The organism is Humibacter sp. RRB41 (assembly GCF_022761015.1).
Classification (GTDB): Bacteria; Actinomycetota; Actinomycetes; order Actinomycetales; family Microbacteriaceae; genus Humibacter.
The window spans coordinates 49,760-70,453 of the sequence record NZ_JAKWJQ010000008.1 but is presented as its reverse complement, the minus strand read 5'-3'; the positions used below and the strand labels follow the sequence as shown (position 1 = coordinate 70,453).

The window sequence follows — 20,694 nt, the reverse complement described above, 5'->3', positions numbered from 1 at the left end:
CAAGGCGCGCGTCTCGAAACTCGATCGCCGCAGGGGATCTTGAGCGTCGGACGGCTGCGGATATCGTGGTGCGTTCGACAAACCACCATCCCTTCCTGATCAGGAGTGCCAGACATGCGAGCCATCGTCGTCAACGAATTCGGTGGTCCCGAAGTTCTCCGTCTCGATGAGATAGCCACACCACGGCCGGCCGAGGAGGAGGTGACCATCGATGTCGAAGCCGCCGCAGTCGGCCTCATCGACGTGCTCTTCCGCCGGGATGGTCTTCGGGGTGTGCTTTCGCTTCCGTTCGTGCCGGGCATCGAGGTTGCCGGTCGAGTGCGGGAGATCGGCGAGGGGGTCGCAGGGCTCAAGGTCGGTGAGCCGGTGGTGACACTGAGCAATCCGAGCACGGCCGGCTACGCCGAGGTGGCTGCGGTACCGGCGAGTCTTGTAGTCCCGCTCGACGCGACAGGAGAGGACTCGGTTGCCGGCCGAGTCTCAGCCGCCGCGGCGGTCGGGAACGTGCCGAACCTCGTCACCGCACTAGCAGTGCTCGAAGACGCTGCGAGGATGCGCCCGGGCGACGATGTGCTCGTGCTGGGAGCCAGTGGGGGCCTCGGCGGCGTCTTCGCGGGCGTCGCGCACGCTCTCCGTGCGGCATCCGTGACCGGTGTCGTCAGCCGGGCCTCGCGCATCCCAGAGGCTCAGGCGCGCGGCTTCGACGATGTCGTGACAGTCGACCAGTTGACCGGACTCGACTCCCGTTTCCATGTGGTCGTGGACCCAGTAGGTGGAGCGGCACGCTCCGCTGCGTTGGCTCTGCTGCGGCCGCTCGGCCGCATGGCGGTCGTGGGGAACGCATCCGATGAGGGCCAAGTCGTCGTGGGAACCAACGATCTCTGGATCGGCAACACCGGCATCATCGGACTCAACATCGCCGGCTTGCTCAGCGCCGAACCGGAACGCGCGGCGACCCTCGCGAGCCGCGCACTGAATCTGCTGCACCATTCGGACGTCGCGCAACCCGTCGAGACGCTGCCATTGGATCACGCGACCGAGGCCCACAGGCGACTGGAATCCCGCTCCGTCCACGGCCGCCTGGCGCTGACTCCCTGAACCGACCCGCGCCGATGCCCACAACGCCTGTTGCTCTAGACGGGTCGGAGTTCGAAGAGCGGATGCCGTGCAGCTTCGGCGAGGTAATCCTCGGGGGTGTCGTCGACGCGTATTCGGTATCGACGCAGAAGGCCGACAGGTGGCCTCATATTCGGGCCAAGCAATCTGCGGAGCAGGCGCGGCGAGTGGAACGGCTCGAGCACGCGACGAAGAATCGCTGCCCCGTCATCCGGCGCCACTTCGGTGGCGTGCACGGGACTGCGACGACCGCCAGGCTGGATCACGATCGCCTCGCCGGCTGCTCGAAGGTTTCGAGCCCAGCCCTCTGCACCGTACGTGGCCTGGACGTACCAGACTCCATCGAGGTCCAGCAAGGTGACGGGAACCGTTCGCTCGATCCCCGACCGTCGACCCCGAACGATCAAAAGAACGTTCGGCGCACCGGTTGGAACCCCGGCGGGGATCATCCGTCGGGCCAGCGGATTGAACAACTGGAACATCCGAAGCGCTGACCGTACGCGCAGGTCAGGCCCCGAATTCGGAGAACGAGCATCTCTCATCGACGATCACCTTCTCGCTGAAACGATCAGGAGCACGCTCGCCACCAGGCTACGTCCGCGGCCGCGAATGACTGAGATTACCGGTCCAACAACGCGACGGCGTCGAGGTGTCGTTCGCGGATCCGCTTGCGACAGGGCGATGAAGGTCAGAGTTCCTTGTAGTAGTGGACGAGCGGCAACCCAACGAACCCGGCTCGTTCGTATGTGTGCCTGGCGGCCGCGTGGCCGGGGTCGCCGCCGGTTCCCAGCTCCGCACGCTTCACCCCTTCTGACCGCATGTAGTCCAGAGCCGTGTCGATAAGCCTCTGCCCGATGCCTTGCCGCTGCGCCTCCGGAGCGACAGCGAGCATGTCGATCTCGCCAACTTCACTTGAACGCAAAACCACGGTGACGAATCCCGCCGGCTCGCCTCCCGGCACCGCGACCCACGCGCGATGGGTACGGATCGATGTGAGAACCGCCTCGGATTGCGGATCGGCTTACGTGCGGCCGTCGGTCTTAGCGGTCTTGGTGGCGAAGGCATCCGATCGTCAACGTAACTTGACGCATAGTGTTCGACAAGATACGTTGACGGCATGGATTCTTTGGACCTTGCAGCCAGCGTTGGAAGCGCTGACCCTGCGGTCGGACTTCGAGCTGTAGCGTCTCTGCGTCGTCTGGCCGAGCAATTGGAGTCGTTGCAGGTGGACCGCGCCCGCGACCTCGGTTGGTCGTGGACGCAGATCGCGACGGAGCTCGGCGTGTCCAAGCAGGCGGTTCATCAGAAGCACGGCACACGCAGGATAGAGAAGACGAGAGGCAACTGAGATGTTCGAGCGGTTTACGGAGAGTGCGAAGTCGGTGTTGGTCGAGGCGCAAGACGTGGCGATGGAGTTGGGGTCTCATTACATCGACGCTGGCCACCTGCTTTACGGGTGCGCCGAAGTCCGTGATGAGTCCGCCGGACACGTACTGCGCGAACTCGGTATCACGGGGGCTTCGATTCGAAGGTCGCTCCCGCGTGAGGACGAGCGCGCCGCCGACGTTGTCGACCCGGGCGCGCTGCGCGCGATCGGCGTCGACTACGACGCTGTGCGTACCGCGGTAGAAGCGAACTTCGGTGCCGGCGCCCTCGAAGCCGCTCAAGATCGGCGGGCGGCCGTCGGCCTCCGTCGGCCTCCGTTCACGCCGGAAGCAAAGCGATCGCTGGAACTCGCGCTCCGGGTCGCGATAGAGCTGCACGCCCAACGAATGCTGCCGGGGCACCTGTTGCTGGGGCTCCTTCGCCTCGACAACGAAGGCGTGGTCACCACACTCGAGGAGGCAGGAGCGTCGGTCGCGACCGTCTCCGCAGCGGTGCTCACACGGCTGTCCAACGCTGCCTGAACCAGTGTGCGCAGTCCGCCTCGCGCGTACCGCGGAAAGAACCGTCCCTCGACGGCTACCCAATCTCGCCAGCGGCATACGACGCCATTCCGCTGATTCTCGATAGTCGCGACAGCCTCGCCGAACGCCACCGGGGTCCCGACGCAAGCGGATCCGTCTGCGGGCGCCGCTGGCCGTATTCAGACGATCAGAGATGAGGCCGCTCGGCGCGCGTTGTTGAGGCGTCTTTCAAGCCCTTCGGCGATGCTCTCGGGCAGCGTGTCGACGGCGAACCATCGCACGTCTTCACTCTCTTCGCTGACCGTAAGGTCCGCGTCATCGGCAATGAGAGCGACGAAGCCGAGATCCCAGTGAGCTCTGCAAGAGAAGCCTCCGTGCAGTTCGTGCCGCTCCAGATCGACGATCGACCCGGCGAGGAGACGGAGCCGGTCGATCCCGGATTCCTCGTGGGCCTCGCGCAAAGCGCCGTCGGCTGCGGTCGTATCCTCGGACTCAAGGTGGCCGCCGAGTTGGACCCAGAAGCGTCCTTTGCAGTGGAAGCACAACAGGGTGCGCTTCAGGTCCGGGGAAAAGACGAAGCACGAGGCTGTGACGTGCTCAGCCCCGCCGTCGCGGCGCACCGATGCGTCGCCGGCTTCCTCGACGAAGCCGATAAATTCGTCACGTTCGGCTGAAGGCGGCAGCGCCGTCAATCGGTCGAGCACGTCGTCGTGAAGCACCAGCCCAGTCTGCACGATAGTCGATCCTTTAAGGGGCCGTCGGTCCGCAGCTCGTCGAACTGACGGGGGCCTGCGCTCGTGGAGCGGAGGACCAGCGCGCCGTGTCCGACAGCGAATGCCGCCGCTTCGGGCAGCCACCGGTTCGGGCCGTATATCCAAAGCAGACAGGTCCACCTCGAGCTCAGTGACCTCTATTGGCGTGTGGCGCCGCAGGATCCTGGGTGGCACGATGCGTGATCGCCGGCCCGCAGACGCATCCACTGCGCGCGGTGGTCACGACATTTAGCGTTGCAAAAACACCGCCATCTACCGCTGCAGTTCACAGTCAGAGGCTCGCGATAGTGGCGCGCACGTCATCCATGCGCATGTAGAGGGTCAGCGGATCGTCGCGCAGCGCGATGAAGCCGTTGCTCTCCCAGAAGCGGGCGGCCTGCTCGTGGAGGGCGTCTACGAACACGGCGCGCGTCCCGGCCTTGTCCGCGATGGACGCGATTCGGTGCAGCGCGTCCAGGAGCAGGGCGGTTCCGATGCCTCGGCCCGCGAACCTCGAGTCGACGGCGAGGCGGCCGATTAGGATGCCGGGCACCGGGTTGGGCTGACCGTTGCCGAGCCGGTTGGTGGTGCGACCGCGGGCGATGCTGAACGAGGAGAGCGTGTAGTAGCCGATCACGATGTTGGTGGCGAGGGCCATCACGTAGGTGCGAGCGGAGTCGGCGGCCTGGCTGCTGCGGGCGCGGTTGTGCAGCCAGTCGTCGAGGGACGCCTCTTGGCAGAAGAACGGGTCGAGGTGATGGTCCTCGTTGAGGGGTTCCGGGATGCCGTTCACCGGACGCGGGCGGAGATGAATTCGATCTCGGCCATGCGCTCGGGGTCAGCCCAGATCGGATGCTTCTGGAATAGACGCTTGAGTTCAGGGATGACGCGAGGCGGCTCATCCAAGGCGCGAAGGAAGTCGTCGAAGGCTTCGGCGGAGAGGGTCTTGACGCGCGTGGACTGCACGACCTCCTCCGCCTCCTCGGTGACGAGGGCGGAGATGAAGTCAGTGACGCTGCGTCCTTGGAGCGCGGCGGCGCGCTCGATGACCTGCTTCTGGTCGCTGGTCACGCGAACCTCGATGCGGGCGCTCTTGAGCGGTGTTGCTGACATGCCATCCAGTGTACGGCAGATTGCCGGATAGGGGGTGCCCGAAAGCCAATCTCCGAGCGTGCGGCTTTGCGTGGGGCCGAGGCGTGCGTGAGTCAACCGCAACGGGTCAGCCCGCGGCCTTTGCAGCACGGTTTAGGCGTCCTCGGTGGCCCAGTGTGCGAGCGCGATGATCGCTTCACGTAAGGCAAGTCCGCGATCGGTCAATGCGTAGGCTCGGGTGTTGTGCCGCAGGGGTAGGCGGTGGAGCACGCCTGCTTCTTCGAGTTCGCGCAGGCGGGTGGCGAGCACGCTCATCGGTATGCCGAGGTCGCGTTGCAGATCGCCGTATCGTTGCGGGCCGTCCAGCAACTGCTCTACGACGAGCAGGGCCCACCGTGCTCCGACGATCTCGAGGGCCGCGGCGAGGTCGCTCACGTGGTTGGGGTGGTGTCTGGCTTCATCCAGAACGGCGAATAGTGGTAGCCGTCGGGGTCGTCGAACTGGCGCTGGTACATGAAGGGGTAGTCGTCGATATCACCGATCCGCCCGCCGGCGACGCCGGCGCGCTCGATGAGGTCATCGACCGCCTCGCGGCTGTCGAGGTCGAACGAGACCGTGACCTTCGAGGGTGTGTCGGGTCCCCCGATCAGCTCCTGGACACCACCGACGCTTGCATACATTTCGCGACTGCCGAGCATGACGTACTGATCGGGCGTGATCGCGAAGCACGACACGTTGTGATCGGACATCTCGGCGTTGAAGGTCCAGCCGAGCGCCGTGTAGAAGGCGGTCGCGCGTTCTACGCTCTCGACCGGGCAAGTGATGAAAAGACTCATACCCCAACACTTTCAAAATCAAAGTACGGCGTCAAGTACCGTGCACACTCCACCCACGACGTATTCATCCGAAACATCGTTCCCGATGCGGTAAGCCAGCCCGCAAGCCGATCGTTCCTCGGGGCTCGGCGTTGCGTCAGTTGCCGATCAGCGCATGAAAGGTGGCAGGTATCGTGTGCCTGTGTTGCCAGTGGTGTGGATCTTCGGAGCGTCCGGCGTCGGCAAGTCGACGGCTGGGTATCGAGTTCTCCTGGATCTCGGTGATGCCGGCGTCGAGGCGGCACTCGTCGATGCTGATCAACTCCGCCTGGCGCGCAACCTTGCTGTCTCGGAGACAGAGCTCATCTCCAGCGGCCTTGCATCACTCGAGCGAGAATTTCGGGCGACCGGCGCGCAGATATTGATCGTCAGCGGTATCGCTGACGACGCAACCCATCTTTCGGCGTTGCTGGCCGGCCTGCCCGATTCCCGCGTTCTAACGGTTCATCTGGATGTCGAGGCTGGCACGCTGCGCGAGCGGATCCTTCGGCGAGGGTCCCTGTTGGGGGAAACGGAAGAGAACGTGGAGGCCGCCGCCAGACTCGACCGTCAGTGGGCGGATCTGCGCATCGACACGACCGGTCGATCGCCCGAGCAGATAGCAGCCGTGATCACGGCGAAAGTGCTCGACGTCCTGGGATCGAGCGTCGAGTCGATCGACGCCCCGTCGGCGGCGCACGTCGTGACACCACCGGAAAAGGTGATTCTGATCTCCGGACCAGGCGGGGTCGGCGTGTCCACGGTCGGCTATTCGGCGTACGCGCAAATCGCTGCAACTGGTAGGCCGGCCGCATACCTCGACGCCCACCAGCTCGGATTCCTCGGACGAGATCCCCGATCGGACGAGCTCGTCCCTCTGCGGGTCGCCAACGTTCGCGCGGTTGCCGCAATACTCACGCGTTCCGGAGCCCGGACGGTCATCATCACGGGAGACCCCATCACAATCCGTCTCCTGGACAAGGCTTGGAACGACGTAACCCGGACAGTGGCATGGCTCGACGCCTCGCCGGAAGCGTTGGCAGAACGCATCACCGAAAGAGCACGAGGCAACGGTCCGGGTATCCCCGGAGACCATCGTGCCGGCCTCACCGGCGCGTCGCTGAAGAGCTCCATCAACCAGGCGATCACCGAGAACATCAGACGCAAAGAAATGCCCGACGGGACCGTGACGATCGACACAACCCGGATGTCAGCATCGCAAGTCGCCGCCACCATCGCCACGCAAGGCGCCATCCAACAGCACAGTCCCTTAGCGGTCCGCCACGCGAGGCCCGGCTGACGGCGTCGTCCGCGGGCCGGACCCGCGATAAGCCTGATGACCTAATTCCCGTAAGACCCGCCCGCAAAGCATCTCACTGCAGGGGCCGCCAAACGGGACACCGATCTGGGAACCAGTGGAGAGCAGCCTCGACGTCACGTGGACACGTTCCCCGAGACGTGCCAGTTGGCTATTCCCACGGGACCTACACCGGCGTTGCTGTCGCTACTCGACCAGCGCAGGGAACAGGTCGCGCAGCACCCCGACCATCCGCGCCTCGTCCTCGACTCCGCCGCCCTCGTGTCCGTTGTAGGTCCAGACGTCGATCTCCTTCGATGCCCCCGCATACACGTTGAACGCGCCGAAGACGGTGGATGGCGGGCAGGTGGCATCCATCAGCGCCGTCGAGAACCACGCGGGAGCGGTCGCCCGTTTGGCGAAGTTCACACCGTCGAAGTAGCTGAGCACGGAGTGCACAGAAGCGACGCTGTCGCGGTGCACGGCGAGGTAGCTGCCGATCTCCTTGTATGGCGCCGAGTCGGTGATGACCGTCGCCCGCGGAAAGTCGCAGAGGAACGGCACGCGCGGGAATGCAGCGGCCAGGTCGGGCACGAGGCCGGCAACCGCCAGCGTGATGCCGCCGCCCTGGCTGCCGCCGGCGATCGCGACCCGCGACGAGTCCACGATGTCGAGCGAGCGGGCCGCCTCGACCGCGCGCACGGCATCCGTGAACACGCGCCGGTAGTAGTAGGTGTGGGGGCTGTCGATGCCGCGCGTCATCACACCCGGATGGGCAGGGCCACTGCCGTCTGGGTCGGCGGTGGCGCCGAGGCCCCACGTCGAGCCTTGCCCACGAGTGTCCATGAAGAGGTGCGCGTACCCGGCGGATGCCCACAGCAGGTTCTCGAGAGCGTGCCCACGCCCGCCGCCGTAGCCCTGGTACTGCACGATCGCCGGCAGCGGACTCGACGCCCCAGCGGGGAGGCGCAGCCATGCCTTGATCGGCTGGCCGTGGAATCCGTTGAACGTGACGTCGAAGACGTCGACCGTCGTCAGCCCGGTGTCGACGGGGGTGACGACCACATCGAGGGGGAACGCTCGAGCGTCGCTCAGCGTCTCCTCCCAGAATGCGTCGAAGTCGTCTGGCTCGTTCTGGTTGCTGGTGTAGGCGCGCAACTCGCGCTCGGGGAGGTCGGTGAACACCGCACCACTCTATTGAGCGCGCAGCACGGTCTGCACGGCCAGGTCGAGTTCGGCTTCGACGTCGGACCAATCGCGCCCGAGTTCGCTGGCGAAACGCGGAAAACGTTCGACGACGGCCGCCATGAGCCAGTCGGGCGGATGCCCGTCATCGGCCGCGCTCGACGCTTCGAGCGCCACGAACGCGCGCGCCAGGGAATCGAGCAGCAGCGCGGTGTGCATGGGGTCGGCAAGCGGCCCCCGATCCAACGCCAGCAGCAGGGACTCCAGCCATTGCAGTCGTCTGGGATGCAGCGGCATGCCGCCGACACGCACCTCGGTCAGCCACGGATGCTCCGTGTACCGTCGCCAGAGCGCCCCGGTCCAGGCATGCGCGGCCTCGTCCCAGGCGAGATCGTCGAGCGCGGGAGGCGCCCCGACGGAGCGGTCCGTCATCAACTCGAGCAGGGCATCCTTCGAGTCGACATAGCGGTAGAGCGCCGTCGTCGTCAGTCCGAGGCGGGCAGCCACCTTCGCGAGCGACACCGCCGGCAGTCCATCGGCATCCGCGATCTCGCAAGCGGCCGCCGTGAGGTCATGGATGCTGAACCTCGCCTGCGGCCCGCGCGTCGAGGCGTCGGCGATGCCCCAGATCTGCTGAAGGGTTCGATCACGATCGGATTGACTGTGCACACCATTCACAGTACAGTCCATAACTGTGAACGTCATTAACAGTTATCACGGAACGGCCCTCGTCACCGGGGCATCATCGGGTTTGGGAGCCAGAACGGCACAGCTCCTGGCGGAGCGCGGCTACCGTGTCATCGGAGCTGCCAGGCGAGTGGAGGCGATCCGCGAACTCCCCGGCGTGGTCGCCGTGCATCTGGATCTCACAGACGGCTCGAGTATCGAGCGCGCCGTGCGCACCGTCGAGTCGGAGCACGGGCCGATCGACGTGCTCGTCAACGACGCCGGATACGGCGAATTCGGCTCGATCGAAGAGACGCCGATCGAGAGCGCGCGACGACAGTTCGAGGTGAACGTCTTCGGCCTCGCAGCGCTGACGGGGCGGGTCATTCCGATGATGCGACAAGCGGGAGCAGGACGCATCGTCAACGTGTCGAGCCTCGCCGGAGAGTTCAGCTCTCCCCTCGGGGGCTGGTACCACGCGTCGAAGTTCGCGCTCGAGGCGGTCTCAGCCAGCCTGAGAGCCGAGGTTCGGCCGTTCGGCATCGACGTCGTCAGCGTGCAGCCGGGACCGGTGCGCACGCCGTGGCACGACGAGGCGATGAACTCCCTGGAATCCGTGTCGGGGAACGGCCCGTACCGGGAGATGGCTGCGGCGGTCGCCGCCTACCATCGCTCCACGCAGGACACGGCCATCACGAGCGACGTCGACACCGTCGCCGAGGTGATCGTGCGCGCCGCCACCTCACGCCGGCCCCGTTCTCGCTACCGCGTCGGTCGCGGATCGTCCACGGCCGTCGCCCTGAGTCGCCTGCCCGATCGCGTGTTCGACGCGATGACGCGGCGTCAGTTCGGCATCAGCTGACGCGAAGAGCCCTCAGTCGCGCCCCATGCCTCGGTACCGCCAGCCGGCCGCGATCCAGGCGTCACGATCGAGCGCATTGCGACCGTCGATGACGATCGCGCCGGCGACGAGCTCTCGGGTGGCGACGGGGTCGAGGCCGGTGTACTCCGGCCACTCGGTGACGAGCACGACGAGGTCGGCGCCGCTCAGGGCATCCGTCGCGTCTTCGACATAGTCGAGCTGCGGATGCCGCAGCCTCGCGTTCGCCACCCCCTTGGGGTCCGCCGCGACGACATGTGCACCCAGGCCCTTCAGCGAGACCGCGACATCGAGCGCGGGCGAGTCGCGCACATCGTCGGAGTGCGGCTTGAACGTGACGCCGAGCACGGCGATCTTCTTGCCGTTCACGGATCCTCCGAGCTCGGCCATCGCAAGGTCGGCCACGCGACGCCTGCGACGCAGGTTGATCGAGTCCACCTCCTTGAGGAACGCGACGGACTCTCCGCGTCCGAGCTCCTCGGCACGGGCCGTGAAGGCGCGGATGTCTTTGGGCAGGCATCCGCCGCCGAAGCCCACGCCGGCGTTCAGGAACCGCCTGCCGATGCGGGTGTCGTGGCCGATGGCATCCGCGAGCTGCGTGACGTCGGCACCTGTGGCCTCCGCGATCTCGGCCATGGCGTTGATGAACGAGATCTTCGTGGCGAGAAACGCGTTGGCAGACACCTTCACGAGTTCCGCCGTGGCGAAGTCGGTGACGATGCGCGGGGTGCCGAGCTCGAGCGCGTGGGCGTACACCTCGTCGAGAACCGCGGCGGATGCCTCGTCCCCGGCACGCAGGCCGTAGACCAGCCGGTCAGGCTCCACCGTGTCGTGCACCGCGTAGCCCTCGCGCAGGAACTCGGGGTTCCACACCAATCGCGCACCGGTCGCCTCGATGCGCTCGGCGAGCCTCGCCGCCGTACCGACGGGCACCGTGCTCTTTCCCGCGATCACGTGGCCGGGACCGATGTACGGCAGCAGCTCGTCGATCGCCGCGTTCACGAAGCGCAGGTCGGCGGCGTTGCCGTCGGCGGTCTGCGGCGTTCCGACGGCGATGAAGTGCACGGTGGCCTCAGCAGCAGCAGCGACATCCGTCGTGAAACGCAGCCTGCCGGATGCGATCGACGCCGTGAGCAGTTCGGGAAGTCCCGGCTCGAAGAACGGGGGTTCACCGGCAGAAAGCCGGTCGATCTTCGCCGTGTCCACATCGATGCCCACGACGTCGTGCCCGAGCTTCGCCATCGCCGAAGCATGCACTGCGCCCAGGTAGCCGCAGCCGATGACCGAGATTCTCATCATTGCCTTTCGTGGCCGGGCGCATGCGCCGCGATCGGATGCCTCCGCCAACGCCGGCGACACCGGCGATGACGCCAGAGATGACGCCAGAGATGACGGTACCCGACCAGTGTCGGCAAGCGCTGCACCCGACCGGTCGAGGGCGGATGGCGACCATGCGGGGAGCCGTTAGGATTCGTCGCATGGCTGATGCGATTCCGGCCGGGTGGTACCCGAACCCGTGGAACGACGCGGAGGAGCTCTACTGGTCGGGGGCGGACTGGACCGGCATCTCCCGCACCGCGCATCGCCGCAGCGCGCCCGACGCGATGGCAGCGGCTCAGCCCGCATCCGAGGTCGAGGAGTCGACGGTGATGCGGCCGGTCGCTGGCACCTTCGCCCAGGTCGCAGCGGATGCTCCGCAGCCGGCCACCTTCGTCCCCGCTGTCCCCGCGTCCGCCGAGCTCGCCCCCTTCGGTGCGCCGCCGACCACCGCCCCCTACGGAGAGACGTACGCCGCCGCTCCCGTCGCCGCGGCGCCGACGTTCGACAATCCGTATGCGGTCGGTCCGAGCATCCAGCAGCCGTACGCCGTGCCGGATGCCGCCTCGATCCGCTGGGCTCTCGGCAACGATCAGCCCGTTCACGCTCCCAACAGGCGAGCGCGCTTCGGCCTCATCTCGATGATCGTCGGCATCGCGGCCGTGGTCTTCGCGATCATCCCAGGGCTCAGCTTCGCCGCGTGGGTGCCGGCATTCGTCGCCATCGCGTTCGGCATCGTCGCGTTCCTTGGTGACCGTCCCCGTACCTTCGCTCTCGCCGGCATCATCACGGGCGGAGCGTCCCTCGCGGTCGGCACAGCGGTGTCCATCTGGTTCCTGGTGCAGCTCGGCACGCTCGGCCACTGACATCCGCTGTGTCGCTCAGCGCACGCCTGCCATCAGCCTGCGCAGCAGCGGCGCGATCAGTGCGAGAGCGACGCCGATCACGATCGCGATCACACCGAGGATGCCGAAGTACCAGCCCTCGGTCTTCGGCGAGTAGAGCTCGGCGAGCTGTCCGCTGAGCGCCGTGCCCAGAGCCACGGAGAGGAAGAACAGCGCCACCATCTGCGCGTGGAACCGTTTGGGCGCCAGCTTCGTCGACACCGACAGCCCAACCGGTGACAGCAGCAACTCGGCGATCGTGAAGACCAACAAGATGCCCACCATCGCGATCAGCGGTGTGCTGTTGTCGCCGCCGCCCGCGAACGGCAGGAAGAGCAGGAAGGCGACACCCATGATCGCCGTGCCGAGTGCGAACTTGATCGGCGTGGATGGCTGCCGCTCGCCGAGCTTCGTCCAGATCGCGGCGAACACCCCACTCAAGATGATGATGAAGATCGGGTTGATCGACTGCACCCAGGAGATCGGGAACTCCCAGCCGAACACGTCGCGATTGAGCCGGTTGTCGGAGTAGAAGGTCACGACGGTGAATTGCTGCTGGTACAACGACCAGAACGCAGCACTCGCTATGAAGAGCGGAATGAAGGCGTAGACGCGGCTGCGTTCGACATCCGTCAGCCTGCTCGTCAGGATGACCACGAAGTACGCTACGGCCGCGACCACCGTCACCACGATGACGACGATCGACAGATTGTCGGCCCTGATCACACCGACCAGCACGAGTACGACGACGACCAGGATGCCCGCGACCGCGAGCCCCACCCACAGCGCGTACCGATTCTTCGGCAGCGGGTTCGACACCTGGCGCGCCTCCGCAGGGAGGCGCTTTCGTCCGAACGAGTACTGCACGAGTCCGATCGCCATGCCGAGGGCGGCCAGGCCGAATCCGTAGTGGAAGCCGATCGTCGACTGCAGCAGGCCGGTGAGGAGCGGACCGAAGAATGCACCGAGGTTGATGCCGAGGTAGAAGATCGAGAAGCCGGCATCCCGTCGCGGATCCTTCTCGGAGTACAGCGTGCCGACGACCGTCGTGGCGTTCGCCTTCAGGCCGCCGGAACCGACAGCGATCAGGATGAGTCCGACGCCGAGGCCGCCGAATCCTGGCAGGAGCGCAAGGGAGAGGTGCCCCAGCATGATGACGATGGCGCTGTAGAACAGCACCCGCTCGGAGCCGAGCAGCCGGTCGGCCACCCACGCGCCGATGATGGTCGAGAGGTAGACCGCGCCGCCGTACGCGCCGACGATGCCGGCGGCCACCGGCTTCGGCATCGCGAGCCCGCCGTCGGCGACCGAGAAGTAGAGGTAGAGCAGCAGGATGCCCTGCATGCCGTAGAAGGAGAACCTCTCCCACATCTCCACCCCGAAGATGTTGGCCAGCGATCTCGGCTGCCCGAAGAAGGTCTTCTCGTCCTTGTTCCGCGTCGTGTCGGTCGGCGCCCCCGCGTCCGCACTCATGGCCCCAGGCTATGCCCGCCGTGTGCCGTGGCGCCCTCGAGCGCGCCGCGCGCTCACCCCGCATGCACCTCGAGATCGCGTTTCAAGTGCAGAAATGGCGACTACACCGAACCGCAAGTGCCATCTCTGCAGTTGAAACGCAATCTCGCCGGCTGTGGCGCGCGGGGTGAGGCGGGGGCGGGGCGCGCGTGCTCGGGCGTCAGCGCAAGCGGTCGGTCGAAAGGCCGAGGCACCATCACCCTCGAAAGGCCGAGGCACCATCACCCTCGAAAGGCCGAGGCACCATCACCCTCTTAGTGCCTTGCGAATGGCACGAACGATCACTGTCGGGTCCTGGATGTCGTCGTCGGTTGCGCGGATGACACGCCAGCGCGCTTCCTCGAGAAGCACGATGCGCCGCAGATCGTCGCGCCAACGCCGCTTGTCCTCGCGGTGTTCGTCGCCCTCGTATTCGATGGCCAGACGCACCCAGGGGTAGGCAAGATCGGGATGGAGAACGAGGCCTCCTTCGACAGCAACCGGATGCGCGATCACCGGCTCGGGAAGACGGTGCGCGAGCAGCGCGAGCCGCAGCAACGATTCTCGACGCGAGTCGACCCCGCTGCGCAGCTTCGGCAACGCCCAGCGGATGCCCGCAGCCCCCGGCTGCCTCCCGAACCGTACTGCGGCCGCGGTCAGATCGTCTCGTGTACACAGCGGGAGAGTGCGACCGCCCCGCCTCAAACGCTTGCCCGACAGAAGAAAATCGCCAGCCGCCACAAGATCCTCGCGAGAAAGGTACGCACCGAGTTGGCACCAAGTCTCGGCGGGCGGCACCAGAGGAATCTCTTCGATAGCGGCTCGCTCGGCAAGGCGGAGCTCATGCCCGATCACGCCCCGCGCACGCGGAGCAGTGCCGCCGACGGAACTGACGTGCACCTCGGATGCCTCGCTCAGCTCGAGCGGCAACGGAATGTCCCAGAGCCGCGCCGCCGTCACATGACTGAACAGCTGCCCAGCTCGCAGACGAGGCGCGTAGCTCCGCGCCAGCCCGAGCACATCATCGACATGCAAACCGATGCTTCGGATGCCGTGAAAGGGCGCATCGAGATCGCTCGACCTCATGCGCGCCCGCGACAGCCCGTGGAACTCCTGCTCCGACACCCGGAACGACGCGCCCTTCAGGTGCGGTGGGAGTGGGATGCGACGCGGCATGCGGCCAGTGTCGCGCACCGCAGGAGGCACCGGCATCAGCTCTCCACAGGCGACGCCCCTCCCCGTATCTGCTCCACCGCGCCCCGCGGCCCAGATCGCGTCTCAACTGCAGAAATGGCGAACACACCGCGACCTATATCGCCGTTTCTGCAGTTGAAACGCAATCTCGCGCTCGGGCGGGCGCGTAGCGGGGGCCGTAGACGCCCGCTACACAGCCGCGTTCGCCTGCGCGATCAGGCCGTCGACCTGCTCGTCGGTGAGTCCGATGCCGGGGAAGCGGCCGATGCGGCGCAGCGGCATCGAACCCATCATCGCCATCAGCTCCTCGTTCTGGAACATGCCGACGGCATCCGGATTCTGCGCCGCCGCCTGCTGCAGCAGACCGGCGAGCACCTGCGCGCCGCCCGGATGCTTCGTCCATTCCGCCAGTGACGACTGCCGGTCGAGCGGCACGACCGGCTCGCTCACCCGCAGCTCGACGCTGCCCTGCTCGCGGATGTCCCGAGAGCTCGCGCCGACCAGAATGTCCACCGGTCCGCTCTCGACGTACCAGCGCTTCAGGGTCGGGTGGAAGTAGGCGAAGTCGCGGAATCCGAGTGTGAACGACACCTCACGGCTCTCGCCGGGCTCCAGCGGCACGACGTCGAATCCGCGCAGCTCGTTCAACGGACGCCGCACCTCGGCGCTCGGCGCTGCGACGTACACCTGCACCACCTCGCGGCCGGCGGCGTGCCCGGTGTTCGTCACGGTGACCGAGACGTGCACGGAGGGGTCGGCATCCTCCCCCTCGACGCTCGTCGACAGGCCCGAGTACTCGAAGGTCGTGTACGACAGGCCGTGGCCGAACGGATAGCTCACCGGCAACTGCCGCGCGTCGAACCAGCGGTAGCCGACGAAGACGCCGTCCCCGTACTCGAGGTGACCGTCGCGGCCAGGGAAGTCGAGGTAGGCCGAGGTGTCCTCCAGCTTCACCGGGATCGTCTCGGCGAGGCGCCCTGAAGGGTTCGTGACGCCGAACAGGATGTCCGCAGTCGCGCCGCCACCCGCCTGGCCAAGCAGCCAGCCCTCGAGAATCGCGCGGACACCCGCATCCCAGTCCGAGACGCGCACGGCCGAGCCGTTCGAGAGCACGACGACCACGTTCGGATTCGCGGCAACGACCTCGGCGAGCACCGCCAGCTGGTTCGCGGGCAGGTCCATGTTCTCGCGGTCGTAGCCCTCCGATTCGGCAGCCGACGGCAGGCCGAGGAACACCACGGCGACCTGCGCAGCGGATGCCACCGCCACCGCCTCGCGCAGCAGCTCGCCGGCATCCCCGCCGCCGTCGAGCGTGAACCCCGGCGCGAACGTCACAGGTGCTCCGGCGACCTTGCGGATCTCGGTGAGCGCGTCATCCAGCCGCGTCGGCTCGATCTGCGAACTGCCGGCGCCCTGGTAGCGCGGGTTGCGCGCGAACTCGCCGATCACAGCGATCGAGGACTCCGGTGAGAGCGGCAGGATGCCTCCCTCGTTCTTCAGAAGCACAGCAGCCCTGGATGCCGCCTCCCGCGCGAGCGCGTGGTGCGCGTTCACCATGTCGTCGGGCACAGCCAGTTTGCGCGAGGCATCCGCCTTCAGGTGCGCGTGGTCGAAGACCAGGTCGAGCACATTGCGTACGGCCGCATCGAGCGCTGCCTCATCGAGCGAGCCGCCGCGCACGGCCGCCACGATGGCGGCCGGTCCCGCCTCTGACTCCGGCATCTCGAGATCGAGGCCGGCAGCGACGGCGGCATCCCGGTCGTTCACCGCGCCCCAGTCGGAAACGACGACGCCGTCGAAACCCCACTCGTCACGCAGGATGTCCGTGAGCAGCCAATGATCCTCGGTCGCGTACGCGCCGTTGAGCTTGTTGTAGGCGGCCATCACCGTCGCGGGTGCTGCGCCCTTGACCGCACGCTCGAACGCGGCGAGGTAGATCTCACGCGCCGTCCGCTCATCCATGTCGGCGCTGACCCTGAAGCGGTCGGTCTCCTGGCTGTTGGCCGCGAAGTGCTTGAGCGATGTTCCGATGCCCTTCGACTGGATGCCGCGGATCAGTTCAGTCGCCAGCTCGCCGGCGACTAGCGGGTCTTCCGAGAAGTACTCGAAGTTGCGCCCGCACAGCGGCGAACGCTTGATGTTGACACCCGGCCCGAGCAGCACCTGCACGTCGAGTGCGTTGGACTCGTCCCCCAGCGCCGCGCCGATCCGTTCGACGAGCTCGGCATCCCACGTGGATGCCAGCCCGACAGCCGGCGGGAAGCACGTGGCGGGAAAGCTGCCGCCTATGCCGTTCTCCTGCTCCGGCGGCTGACGGCGCACGCCGTGCGGACCATCGCTCAGCGTGATCGCCGGAATGCCGAGCCGCTCGATCGCGGTCGTATGCCAGAACCCGTCGCCGGTGACCAGAGCGGCCTTCTCTTCGAGGGTGAGTTGGGACAGGATCGCATCGACGTCGTTGGCCATGCCGTCCATTCTCGCGCCCCCACCCGTGTTTACGTCGGCCTGGCACTGTATTGCCGGGCCACCCCTCAGTTCACGCGAATTCGGGGGCCGCTCGGCAACACAGTGCCGGGTCGACGCCCGGGAGGGTCCACCCGGGGACACGTCGCGAGCGGGGGCTACGCTCGTCGCGTGACCCTGCGTCTGACGAAGGACGAAGCGCGCCGCATCGCCGTGCGCGCCCAGTTGCTGGAGGCCGACCGCCCTGGGCACGTGGTCGAGGTCGCGGAGCAGCTCGGGCGCATCAGCATCGATCCGACCGCCACGATCGCACCGTGCGAGCACACGGTGCTCTGGTCGCGCATCGGATGGTCGTATGAGGCCGGCCAGCTCCGCAAGGCGGTCGAGATGGACCGCGTGCTCTTCGAGTACGACGGCAGCTTTCTTCCGGTCAGCCTGCTGCCGCTCATGCTTCCCGCGATGCGCCGCTGGCCGCGCAGAGAGAGCAGCCGGCAATGGCTCGAGGCGAACGCGCGATTCCGTGCGGATGTGCTCGCCAGGTTGGCCGCAGAGGGTCCCCTGCTCGCGAGCAAGATCCCTGACACCGCCCAGGTGGCCAGGGAATCCGACGGCTGGTACGGCCCGAACCAGGTTCCACGCATGCTCGAGTTCCTGATGCACCAGGGCAAGGTCGCCATCGTCGGCCGCGAAGGACGACGCCGCATCTGGGACCTCGCCGAGCGCGTCTATCCGCACGACCTGCCAGAGTACAGCGACGACGAAGCCGCACGGATGCTCGACGAGCGCCGCCTGCAGGCCGCCGGCATCGCGAAGCAGAAATCTCCGTGGACTCCGGTCGGAGAGGCCGGCGAACCCGTCGAGATCGAGGGACTCAAGTCGAAGTGGCGGGTCGATCCGCAGGCTCTCGATGGACTCGATGACGCTGCGGGCAGGGTCGCGTTCCTCAATCCCTACGACGGCATGCTCTTCGACCGCCCGCGTCTGCGCGACATCTTCGACTTCGACTACGTGCTCGAGCAGTTCAAGCCGAAGGCGCAGCGCAAGTACGGGTTCTTCGCGCATCCGATCCTCATCGGCGACCGTTTCGTCGGGATGCTCGACGCTGCAGTCGACCGCGAACAGAACGTGCTGCGCGTGAACGCCGTGCACCAGCTGATCCCCTTCGAGCCGGGGGACGACGAGATGGTGCGCGCCGAACTCGCCGATCTCGCAGAGTGGCTGGGCGTGACCCTCGACTCCGAGGAGGAGTAGCGCACGCCGAAATGCTGCGCCGCGAGGCCTTCCTGCGCAACGCATTCACGTAAGATTCCCGCGTGGACAACCTCGATCGACACATCATCGACCTGCTGCGCGAGAACTCCCGTGCCTCGTACGGCGACATCGGGTCGAAGGTGGGGCTGTCGGCATCCGCCGTCAAGCGCCGCATAGACCGGCTGGTCGCCGATGGCGTGATCCGCGGCTTCACGGTCAGCGTCGACCCGACGATCGACGGCATGAGCACCGAAGCGTATGTCGAGCTGTTCTGCCGTGGAACGGTGTCGCCGAGCGAGCTGCAGCGCATCCTGTCTGCCGTGCCGGAGGTCGCCGACGCGTGCACGGTGTCGGGCAGCGCCGACGCGATTCTGCGCATCAGGTCGCGGGACATCCCGAGCCTGGAAGCCGCGCTCGAGCGCGTGCGCGTCGCTCCCAGCGTCGACCACACGCGCAGCGCGATCGTGCTCTCGCGCCTGGTGCACCGCGATCTCGACTGAACGCTCGCGCGTTTGTTACCTTCAGCCCACTCCGCACGTCATCACTGATGAGACCGATTCGTGGAGGGTGACGGGATGACCGGTTCGGAAGCAGACGACTCCGTTGCTGCGGCATTCGAACAGCAGCGCGCGCGCCTGACGGCCGTCGCGTATCGGGTGCTCGGGTCGCACGACGATGCAGAGGATGCCGTGCAAGAGGCCTGGCTGCGCCTGTCCCGACAGCATGCCGGCGCCATCGACAACCTGTCCGCCTGGCTCACCACGGTGGTCGGCCGGGTGTGCATCGACATGCTCCGCTCGCGCAAGGCGAGAGCGGAGACCGCGTACGGCGACGAGCCACCCGAGTGGATCGTGACAGCAGACGAGACGACCGCTCCCGAGAGCAATGCCGTGTTGGCGGACTCCGTTGGACTTGCGCTCCTCGTGGTTCTCGACTCGCTCGGCCCCGACGAGCGCCTGGCCTTCGTGCTGCACGACATGTTCGCCGTGCCGTTCGACGAGATCGGGCAGATCATCGGCAAGTCGACGGATGCCGCCAAGATGCTGGCCAGCCGCGCGCGACGCAAGGTACAGGGCCAGGGCGAGGAACGGGGCGCGCCGCATCCGACCGATCGCCGCCGGCAAAGCGAAGTGGTCGGCGCATTCCTTGCCGCGGCGCAACGCGGAGACTTCGAGGGTCTCCTGCGGGTGCTCGACCCGGACGTGGTCTGGCGCATCCATTCGCCGCGCGGCGAGATCGTCAGGCTCGGTGCAACGGAACTCGCGACACAGGCAGCCCGCGGCGGCCGCGCCAAGGTCGTCGCCCGACGCGTGCTCGTGAACGGCGAACCCGGAATCGCAGCGTGGCGCCTCAGCGGTCAGCCGATGGGCGTGATGGCGTGCACTGTCGTGGACGATCGCATCGTCGAGGTCGAGTCGGTGACCGACCCCGAGCGGCTGGCCGCGATGGGCCTCGAGGAGCTGCTCGTCGACCATTAGGGCGTCTTGCGGGTTAGGAGCGGTGCCGAGCCCACGACGGGCGCCAGACCGGCTCGGCGAGCACTCGTCTGCTCACGCCATGCGCACGCGGGTCGCATCACGGGACCGGGTGAGGTCCCAGAACCGGTCGGCGATGCGCTCCGGCGGAATCGCCGAAGGGCCGGCAGTAGCCGTGCCGGCGACCGAGCCTGCGATCGTGATCTCGCCGACGTAGATGCCGAACTCGCGGAGTCGCTCGGCGAGGATGCCGACGAGCTTCGATTTGGCCGCGTTCTCCAGGGCGACGCCGCGACTTCAGATCTTCGAGGACCTCCTGCACGCAGGCCAGCAGTCCGACGACTCCGATGTCGAACACGCGCTCGACGTCTTCCGGCGCGGTCGCGAGCACGTTTCTGACACCACCGTTCCTGAATGCGGTCCAAAGAAGAGCCGAGACCGGCCCGAGATCATGCCGAGCCTGCACAGCCGCACGACGGATCGCCGTCGGATCACTCGCATCGGCCTGATATGCCGCAGCGGCGACTCCTGCCGCCCTCAGCTGATCGGCCGCAGCTTCTGCACGCTCCGACGTCCTGGCCACCAGCGCGACACTGTGACCCTCACGCGCGAATCTGGCGACGACTGCGTGCGAAATCCCAGGGCCGTAACCGACGACCATCAAAACGCCCACGCGATCCACCTCATCATCTGACGCCGTCTGGACGTCGCATCCATTTCCGGAGGCTCCTCCGGTTCAGAGACACACTACCGACCCGCGCGAACTTTCGTGCGAGACATCTGCGGAGCAGGCAGCGCCTCGAATCTGTTACCTCGCTGGCATCCGTTCCGTCCTAATAGGTGAAGTCAGAAAACAACGAAGGAGATCAC

Annotated in this window: 23 protein-coding genes; 9 read left to right on the top strand and 14 right to left on the bottom strand. The window is 66.7% G+C overall.

Annotation, left to right across the window (positions count from 1 at the left end; translation table 11 throughout):
- Positions 1-114 precede the first annotated feature (114 nt).
- A complete protein-coding gene (locus tag MJ603_RS17170) occupies positions 115-1,098 on the top strand; it encodes an alcohol dehydrogenase catalytic domain-containing protein (RefSeq protein ID WP_243064980.1) in 984 nt (327 codons plus the stop codon).
- 35 nt (positions 1,099-1,133) lie between these two features.
- On the opposite strand, the gene MJ603_RS18890 is transcribed toward MJ603_RS17170, so the two are convergent.
- Positions 1,134-1,565: a nitroreductase/quinone reductase family protein gene (locus tag MJ603_RS18890; RefSeq protein ID WP_374230959.1), complete on the bottom strand. Its 432-nt coding sequence runs from the start codon at positions 1,563-1,565 to the stop codon at positions 1,134-1,136.
- A gap of 239 nt (positions 1,566-1,804) precedes the next feature.
- Positions 1,805-2,104 carry a GNAT family N-acetyltransferase gene (locus MJ603_RS17160; RefSeq protein ID WP_308220615.1) on the bottom strand — a complete coding sequence of 100 codons (300 nt, stop codon included), beginning with the start codon at positions 2,102-2,104 and terminating at the stop codon, positions 1,805-1,807.
- A 129-nt stretch (positions 2,105-2,233) separates the two neighbouring features.
- Here MJ603_RS17160 and MJ603_RS17155 point away from each other — a divergent pair, with 129 nt between their 5' ends.
- Positions 2,234-2,464 (top strand): hypothetical protein, encoded by a 231-nt coding sequence (locus MJ603_RS17155; protein WP_243064977.1) that lies wholly within the window; start codon positions 2,234-2,236, stop codon positions 2,462-2,464.
- Position 2,465: 1 nt separating this feature from the next.
- Complete coding sequence (locus MJ603_RS17150; protein ID WP_243064976.1) at positions 2,466-3,023, top strand: Clp protease N-terminal domain-containing protein; 558 nt, start codon at positions 2,466-2,468, stop codon at positions 3,021-3,023.
- A gap of 179 nt (positions 3,024-3,202) precedes the next feature.
- Here MJ603_RS17150 and MJ603_RS17145 read toward each other — a convergent pair whose 3' ends face one another.
- From MJ603_RS17145 to MJ603_RS17125, 5 genes are all read right to left on the bottom strand, one after another.
- A complete protein-coding gene (locus tag MJ603_RS17145) occupies positions 3,203-3,742 on the bottom strand; it encodes an NUDIX hydrolase (protein ID WP_243064975.1) in 540 nt (179 codons plus the stop codon).
- A gap of 325 nt (positions 3,743-4,067) precedes the next feature.
- A complete protein-coding gene (locus MJ603_RS17140) occupies positions 4,068-4,568 on the bottom strand; it encodes a GNAT family N-acetyltransferase (protein WP_243064974.1) in 501 nt (166 codons plus the stop codon).
- A complete protein-coding gene (locus MJ603_RS17135; protein WP_243064973.1) occupies positions 4,565-4,888 on the bottom strand; it encodes a DUF1778 domain-containing protein in 324 nt (107 codons plus the stop codon). Before MJ603_RS17135 ends, MJ603_RS17140 begins: the two co-directional genes overlap by 4 nt.
- Positions 4,889-5,020: 132 nt before the next feature.
- The gene (locus MJ603_RS17130) at positions 5,021-5,302 is read right to left on the bottom strand and encodes a helix-turn-helix domain-containing protein (RefSeq protein WP_243064972.1); all 282 of its coding nucleotides are present in this window, start codon (positions 5,300-5,302) and stop codon (positions 5,021-5,023) included.
- A complete protein-coding gene (locus MJ603_RS17125) occupies positions 5,299-5,703 on the bottom strand; it encodes a VOC family protein (RefSeq protein WP_243064971.1) in 405 nt (134 codons plus the stop codon). The genes MJ603_RS17130 and MJ603_RS17125 overlap by 4 nt, the downstream gene beginning before the upstream one ends.
- Positions 5,704-5,893: 190 nt before the next feature.
- Here MJ603_RS17125 and MJ603_RS17120 point away from each other — a divergent pair, with 190 nt between their 5' ends.
- Entirely contained in the window at positions 5,894-7,021 is a 1,128-nt protein-coding gene (locus tag MJ603_RS17120) for a hypothetical protein (protein ID WP_243064970.1), read from the top strand.
- A 204-nt stretch (positions 7,022-7,225) separates the two neighbouring features.
- On the opposite strand, the gene MJ603_RS17115 is transcribed toward MJ603_RS17120, so the two are convergent.
- Positions 7,226-8,203, bottom strand: a complete 978-nt coding sequence (locus tag MJ603_RS17115; protein WP_243064969.1) for an acetylxylan esterase — start codon at positions 8,201-8,203, stop codon at positions 7,226-7,228.
- Between the two features lie 9 nt (positions 8,204-8,212).
- Entirely contained in the window at positions 8,213-8,872 is a 660-nt protein-coding gene (locus MJ603_RS17110; RefSeq protein ID WP_243064968.1) for a TetR/AcrR family transcriptional regulator, read from the bottom strand.
- A 25-nt stretch (positions 8,873-8,897) separates the two neighbouring features.
- On the opposite strand from MJ603_RS17110, the gene MJ603_RS17105 reads away from it, so the two are divergent.
- Positions 8,898-9,731 carry an oxidoreductase gene (locus MJ603_RS17105; RefSeq protein ID WP_243064967.1) on the top strand — a complete coding sequence of 278 codons (834 nt, stop codon included), beginning with the start codon at positions 8,898-8,900 and terminating at the stop codon, positions 9,729-9,731.
- A gap of 12 nt (positions 9,732-9,743) precedes the next feature.
- Here MJ603_RS17105 and MJ603_RS17100 read toward each other — a convergent pair whose 3' ends face one another.
- Positions 9,744-11,045, bottom strand: a complete 1,302-nt coding sequence (locus tag MJ603_RS17100) for a UDP-glucose/GDP-mannose dehydrogenase family protein (RefSeq protein WP_243065053.1) — start codon at positions 11,043-11,045, stop codon at positions 9,744-9,746.
- A 182-nt stretch (positions 11,046-11,227) separates the two neighbouring features.
- On the opposite strand from MJ603_RS17100, the gene MJ603_RS17095 reads away from it, so the two are divergent.
- The gene (locus MJ603_RS17095; RefSeq protein ID WP_243064966.1) at positions 11,228-11,932 is read left to right on the top strand and encodes a DUF4190 domain-containing protein; all 705 of its coding nucleotides are present in this window, start codon (positions 11,228-11,230) and stop codon (positions 11,930-11,932) included.
- A gap of 15 nt (positions 11,933-11,947) precedes the next feature.
- On the opposite strand, the gene MJ603_RS17090 is transcribed toward MJ603_RS17095, so the two are convergent.
- The 3 genes from MJ603_RS17090 to MJ603_RS17080 all read right to left on the bottom strand — a co-directional run bounded on the left by MJ603_RS17090 (position 11,948) and on the right by MJ603_RS17080 (position 17,101).
- Positions 11,948-13,423 carry a peptide MFS transporter gene (locus tag MJ603_RS17090; protein ID WP_243064965.1) on the bottom strand — a complete coding sequence of 492 codons (1,476 nt, stop codon included), beginning with the start codon at positions 13,421-13,423 and terminating at the stop codon, positions 11,948-11,950.
- A 285-nt stretch (positions 13,424-13,708) separates the two neighbouring features.
- Complete coding sequence (locus tag MJ603_RS17085; protein ID WP_243064964.1) at positions 13,709-14,617, bottom strand: endonuclease domain-containing protein; 909 nt, start codon at positions 14,615-14,617, stop codon at positions 13,709-13,711.
- Positions 14,618-14,824: 207 nt separating this feature from the next.
- On the bottom strand, positions 14,825-17,101 hold the full coding sequence (locus MJ603_RS17080) for a glycoside hydrolase family 3 C-terminal domain-containing protein (protein ID WP_243064963.1): 2,277 nt from the start codon (positions 17,099-17,101) through the stop codon (positions 14,825-14,827).
- A gap of 168 nt (positions 17,102-17,269) precedes the next feature.
- Between MJ603_RS17080 and MJ603_RS17075 the strand changes: the two genes are divergently transcribed.
- The 3 genes from MJ603_RS17075 (at position 17,270) to MJ603_RS17065 (ending at position 19,827) form a co-directional block, all read left to right on the top strand.
- A complete protein-coding gene (locus tag MJ603_RS17075) occupies positions 17,270-18,349 on the top strand; it encodes a DNA glycosylase AlkZ-like family protein (RefSeq protein ID WP_243064962.1) in 1,080 nt (359 codons plus the stop codon).
- 62 nt (positions 18,350-18,411) lie between these two features.
- Positions 18,412-18,849 carry an Lrp/AsnC family transcriptional regulator gene (locus MJ603_RS18815; RefSeq protein ID WP_243064961.1) on the top strand — a complete coding sequence of 146 codons (438 nt, stop codon included), beginning with the start codon at positions 18,412-18,414 and terminating at the stop codon, positions 18,847-18,849.
- Between the two features lie 75 nt (positions 18,850-18,924).
- Entirely contained in the window at positions 18,925-19,827 is a 903-nt protein-coding gene (locus tag MJ603_RS17065; RefSeq protein ID WP_243064960.1) for a sigma-70 family RNA polymerase sigma factor, read from the top strand.
- 97 nt (positions 19,828-19,924) lie between these two features.
- Here MJ603_RS17065 and MJ603_RS18885 read toward each other — a convergent pair whose 3' ends face one another.
- Positions 19,925-20,485 (bottom strand): SDR family NAD(P)-dependent oxidoreductase, encoded by a 561-nt coding sequence (locus MJ603_RS18885; RefSeq protein ID WP_374230958.1) that lies wholly within the window; start codon positions 20,483-20,485, stop codon positions 19,925-19,927.
- Positions 20,486-20,694 lie beyond the last annotated feature (209 nt).

What these genes read in the sequence shown, in the direction of transcription:
- MJ603_RS17155 (WP_243064977.1), top strand. Translation starts at nt 2,234, where the DNA reads ATGGATTCTTTGGACCTTGCAGCCAGCGTTGGAAGCGCTGACCCTGCG.
- MJ603_RS17135 (WP_243064973.1), bottom strand. Translation starts at nt 4,888, where the DNA reads ATGTCAGCAACACCGCTCAAGAGCGCCCGCATCGAGGTTCGCGTGACC.
- MJ603_RS17150 (WP_243064976.1), top strand. Translation starts at nt 2,466, where the DNA reads ATGTTCGAGCGGTTTACGGAGAGTGCGAAGTCGGTGTTGGTCGAGGCG.
- MJ603_RS17085 (WP_243064964.1), bottom strand. Translation starts at nt 14,617, where the DNA reads ATGCCGCGTCGCATCCCACTCCCACCGCACCTGAAGGGCGCGTCGTTC.
- MJ603_RS17065 (WP_243064960.1), top strand. Translation starts at nt 18,925, where the DNA reads ATGACCGGTTCGGAAGCAGACGACTCCGTTGCTGCGGCATTCGAACAG.
- MJ603_RS18885 (WP_374230958.1), bottom strand. Translation starts at nt 20,485, where the DNA reads ATGGTCGTCGGTTACGGCCCTGGGATTTCGCACGCAGTCGTCGCCAGA.
- MJ603_RS17080 (WP_243064963.1), bottom strand. Translation starts at nt 17,101, where the DNA reads ATGGCCAACGACGTCGATGCGATCCTGTCCCAACTCACCCTCGAAGAG.
- MJ603_RS18890 (WP_374230959.1), bottom strand. Translation starts at nt 1,565, where the DNA reads ATGATCCCCGCCGGGGTTCCAACCGGTGCGCCGAACGTTCTTTTGATC.
- MJ603_RS17100 (WP_243065053.1), bottom strand. Translation starts at nt 11,045, where the DNA reads ATGAGAATCTCGGTCATCGGCTGCGGCTACCTGGGCGCAGTGCATGCT.
- MJ603_RS17170 (WP_243064980.1), top strand. Translation starts at nt 115, where the DNA reads ATGCGAGCCATCGTCGTCAACGAATTCGGTGGTCCCGAAGTTCTCCGT.
- MJ603_RS17095 (WP_243064966.1), top strand. Translation starts at nt 11,228, where the DNA reads ATGGCTGATGCGATTCCGGCCGGGTGGTACCCGAACCCGTGGAACGAC.
- MJ603_RS17090 (WP_243064965.1), bottom strand. Translation starts at nt 13,423, where the DNA reads ATGAGTGCGGACGCGGGGGCGCCGACCGACACGACGCGGAACAAGGAC.
- MJ603_RS17125 (WP_243064971.1), bottom strand. Translation starts at nt 5,703, where the DNA reads ATGAGTCTTTTCATCACTTGCCCGGTCGAGAGCGTAGAACGCGCGACC.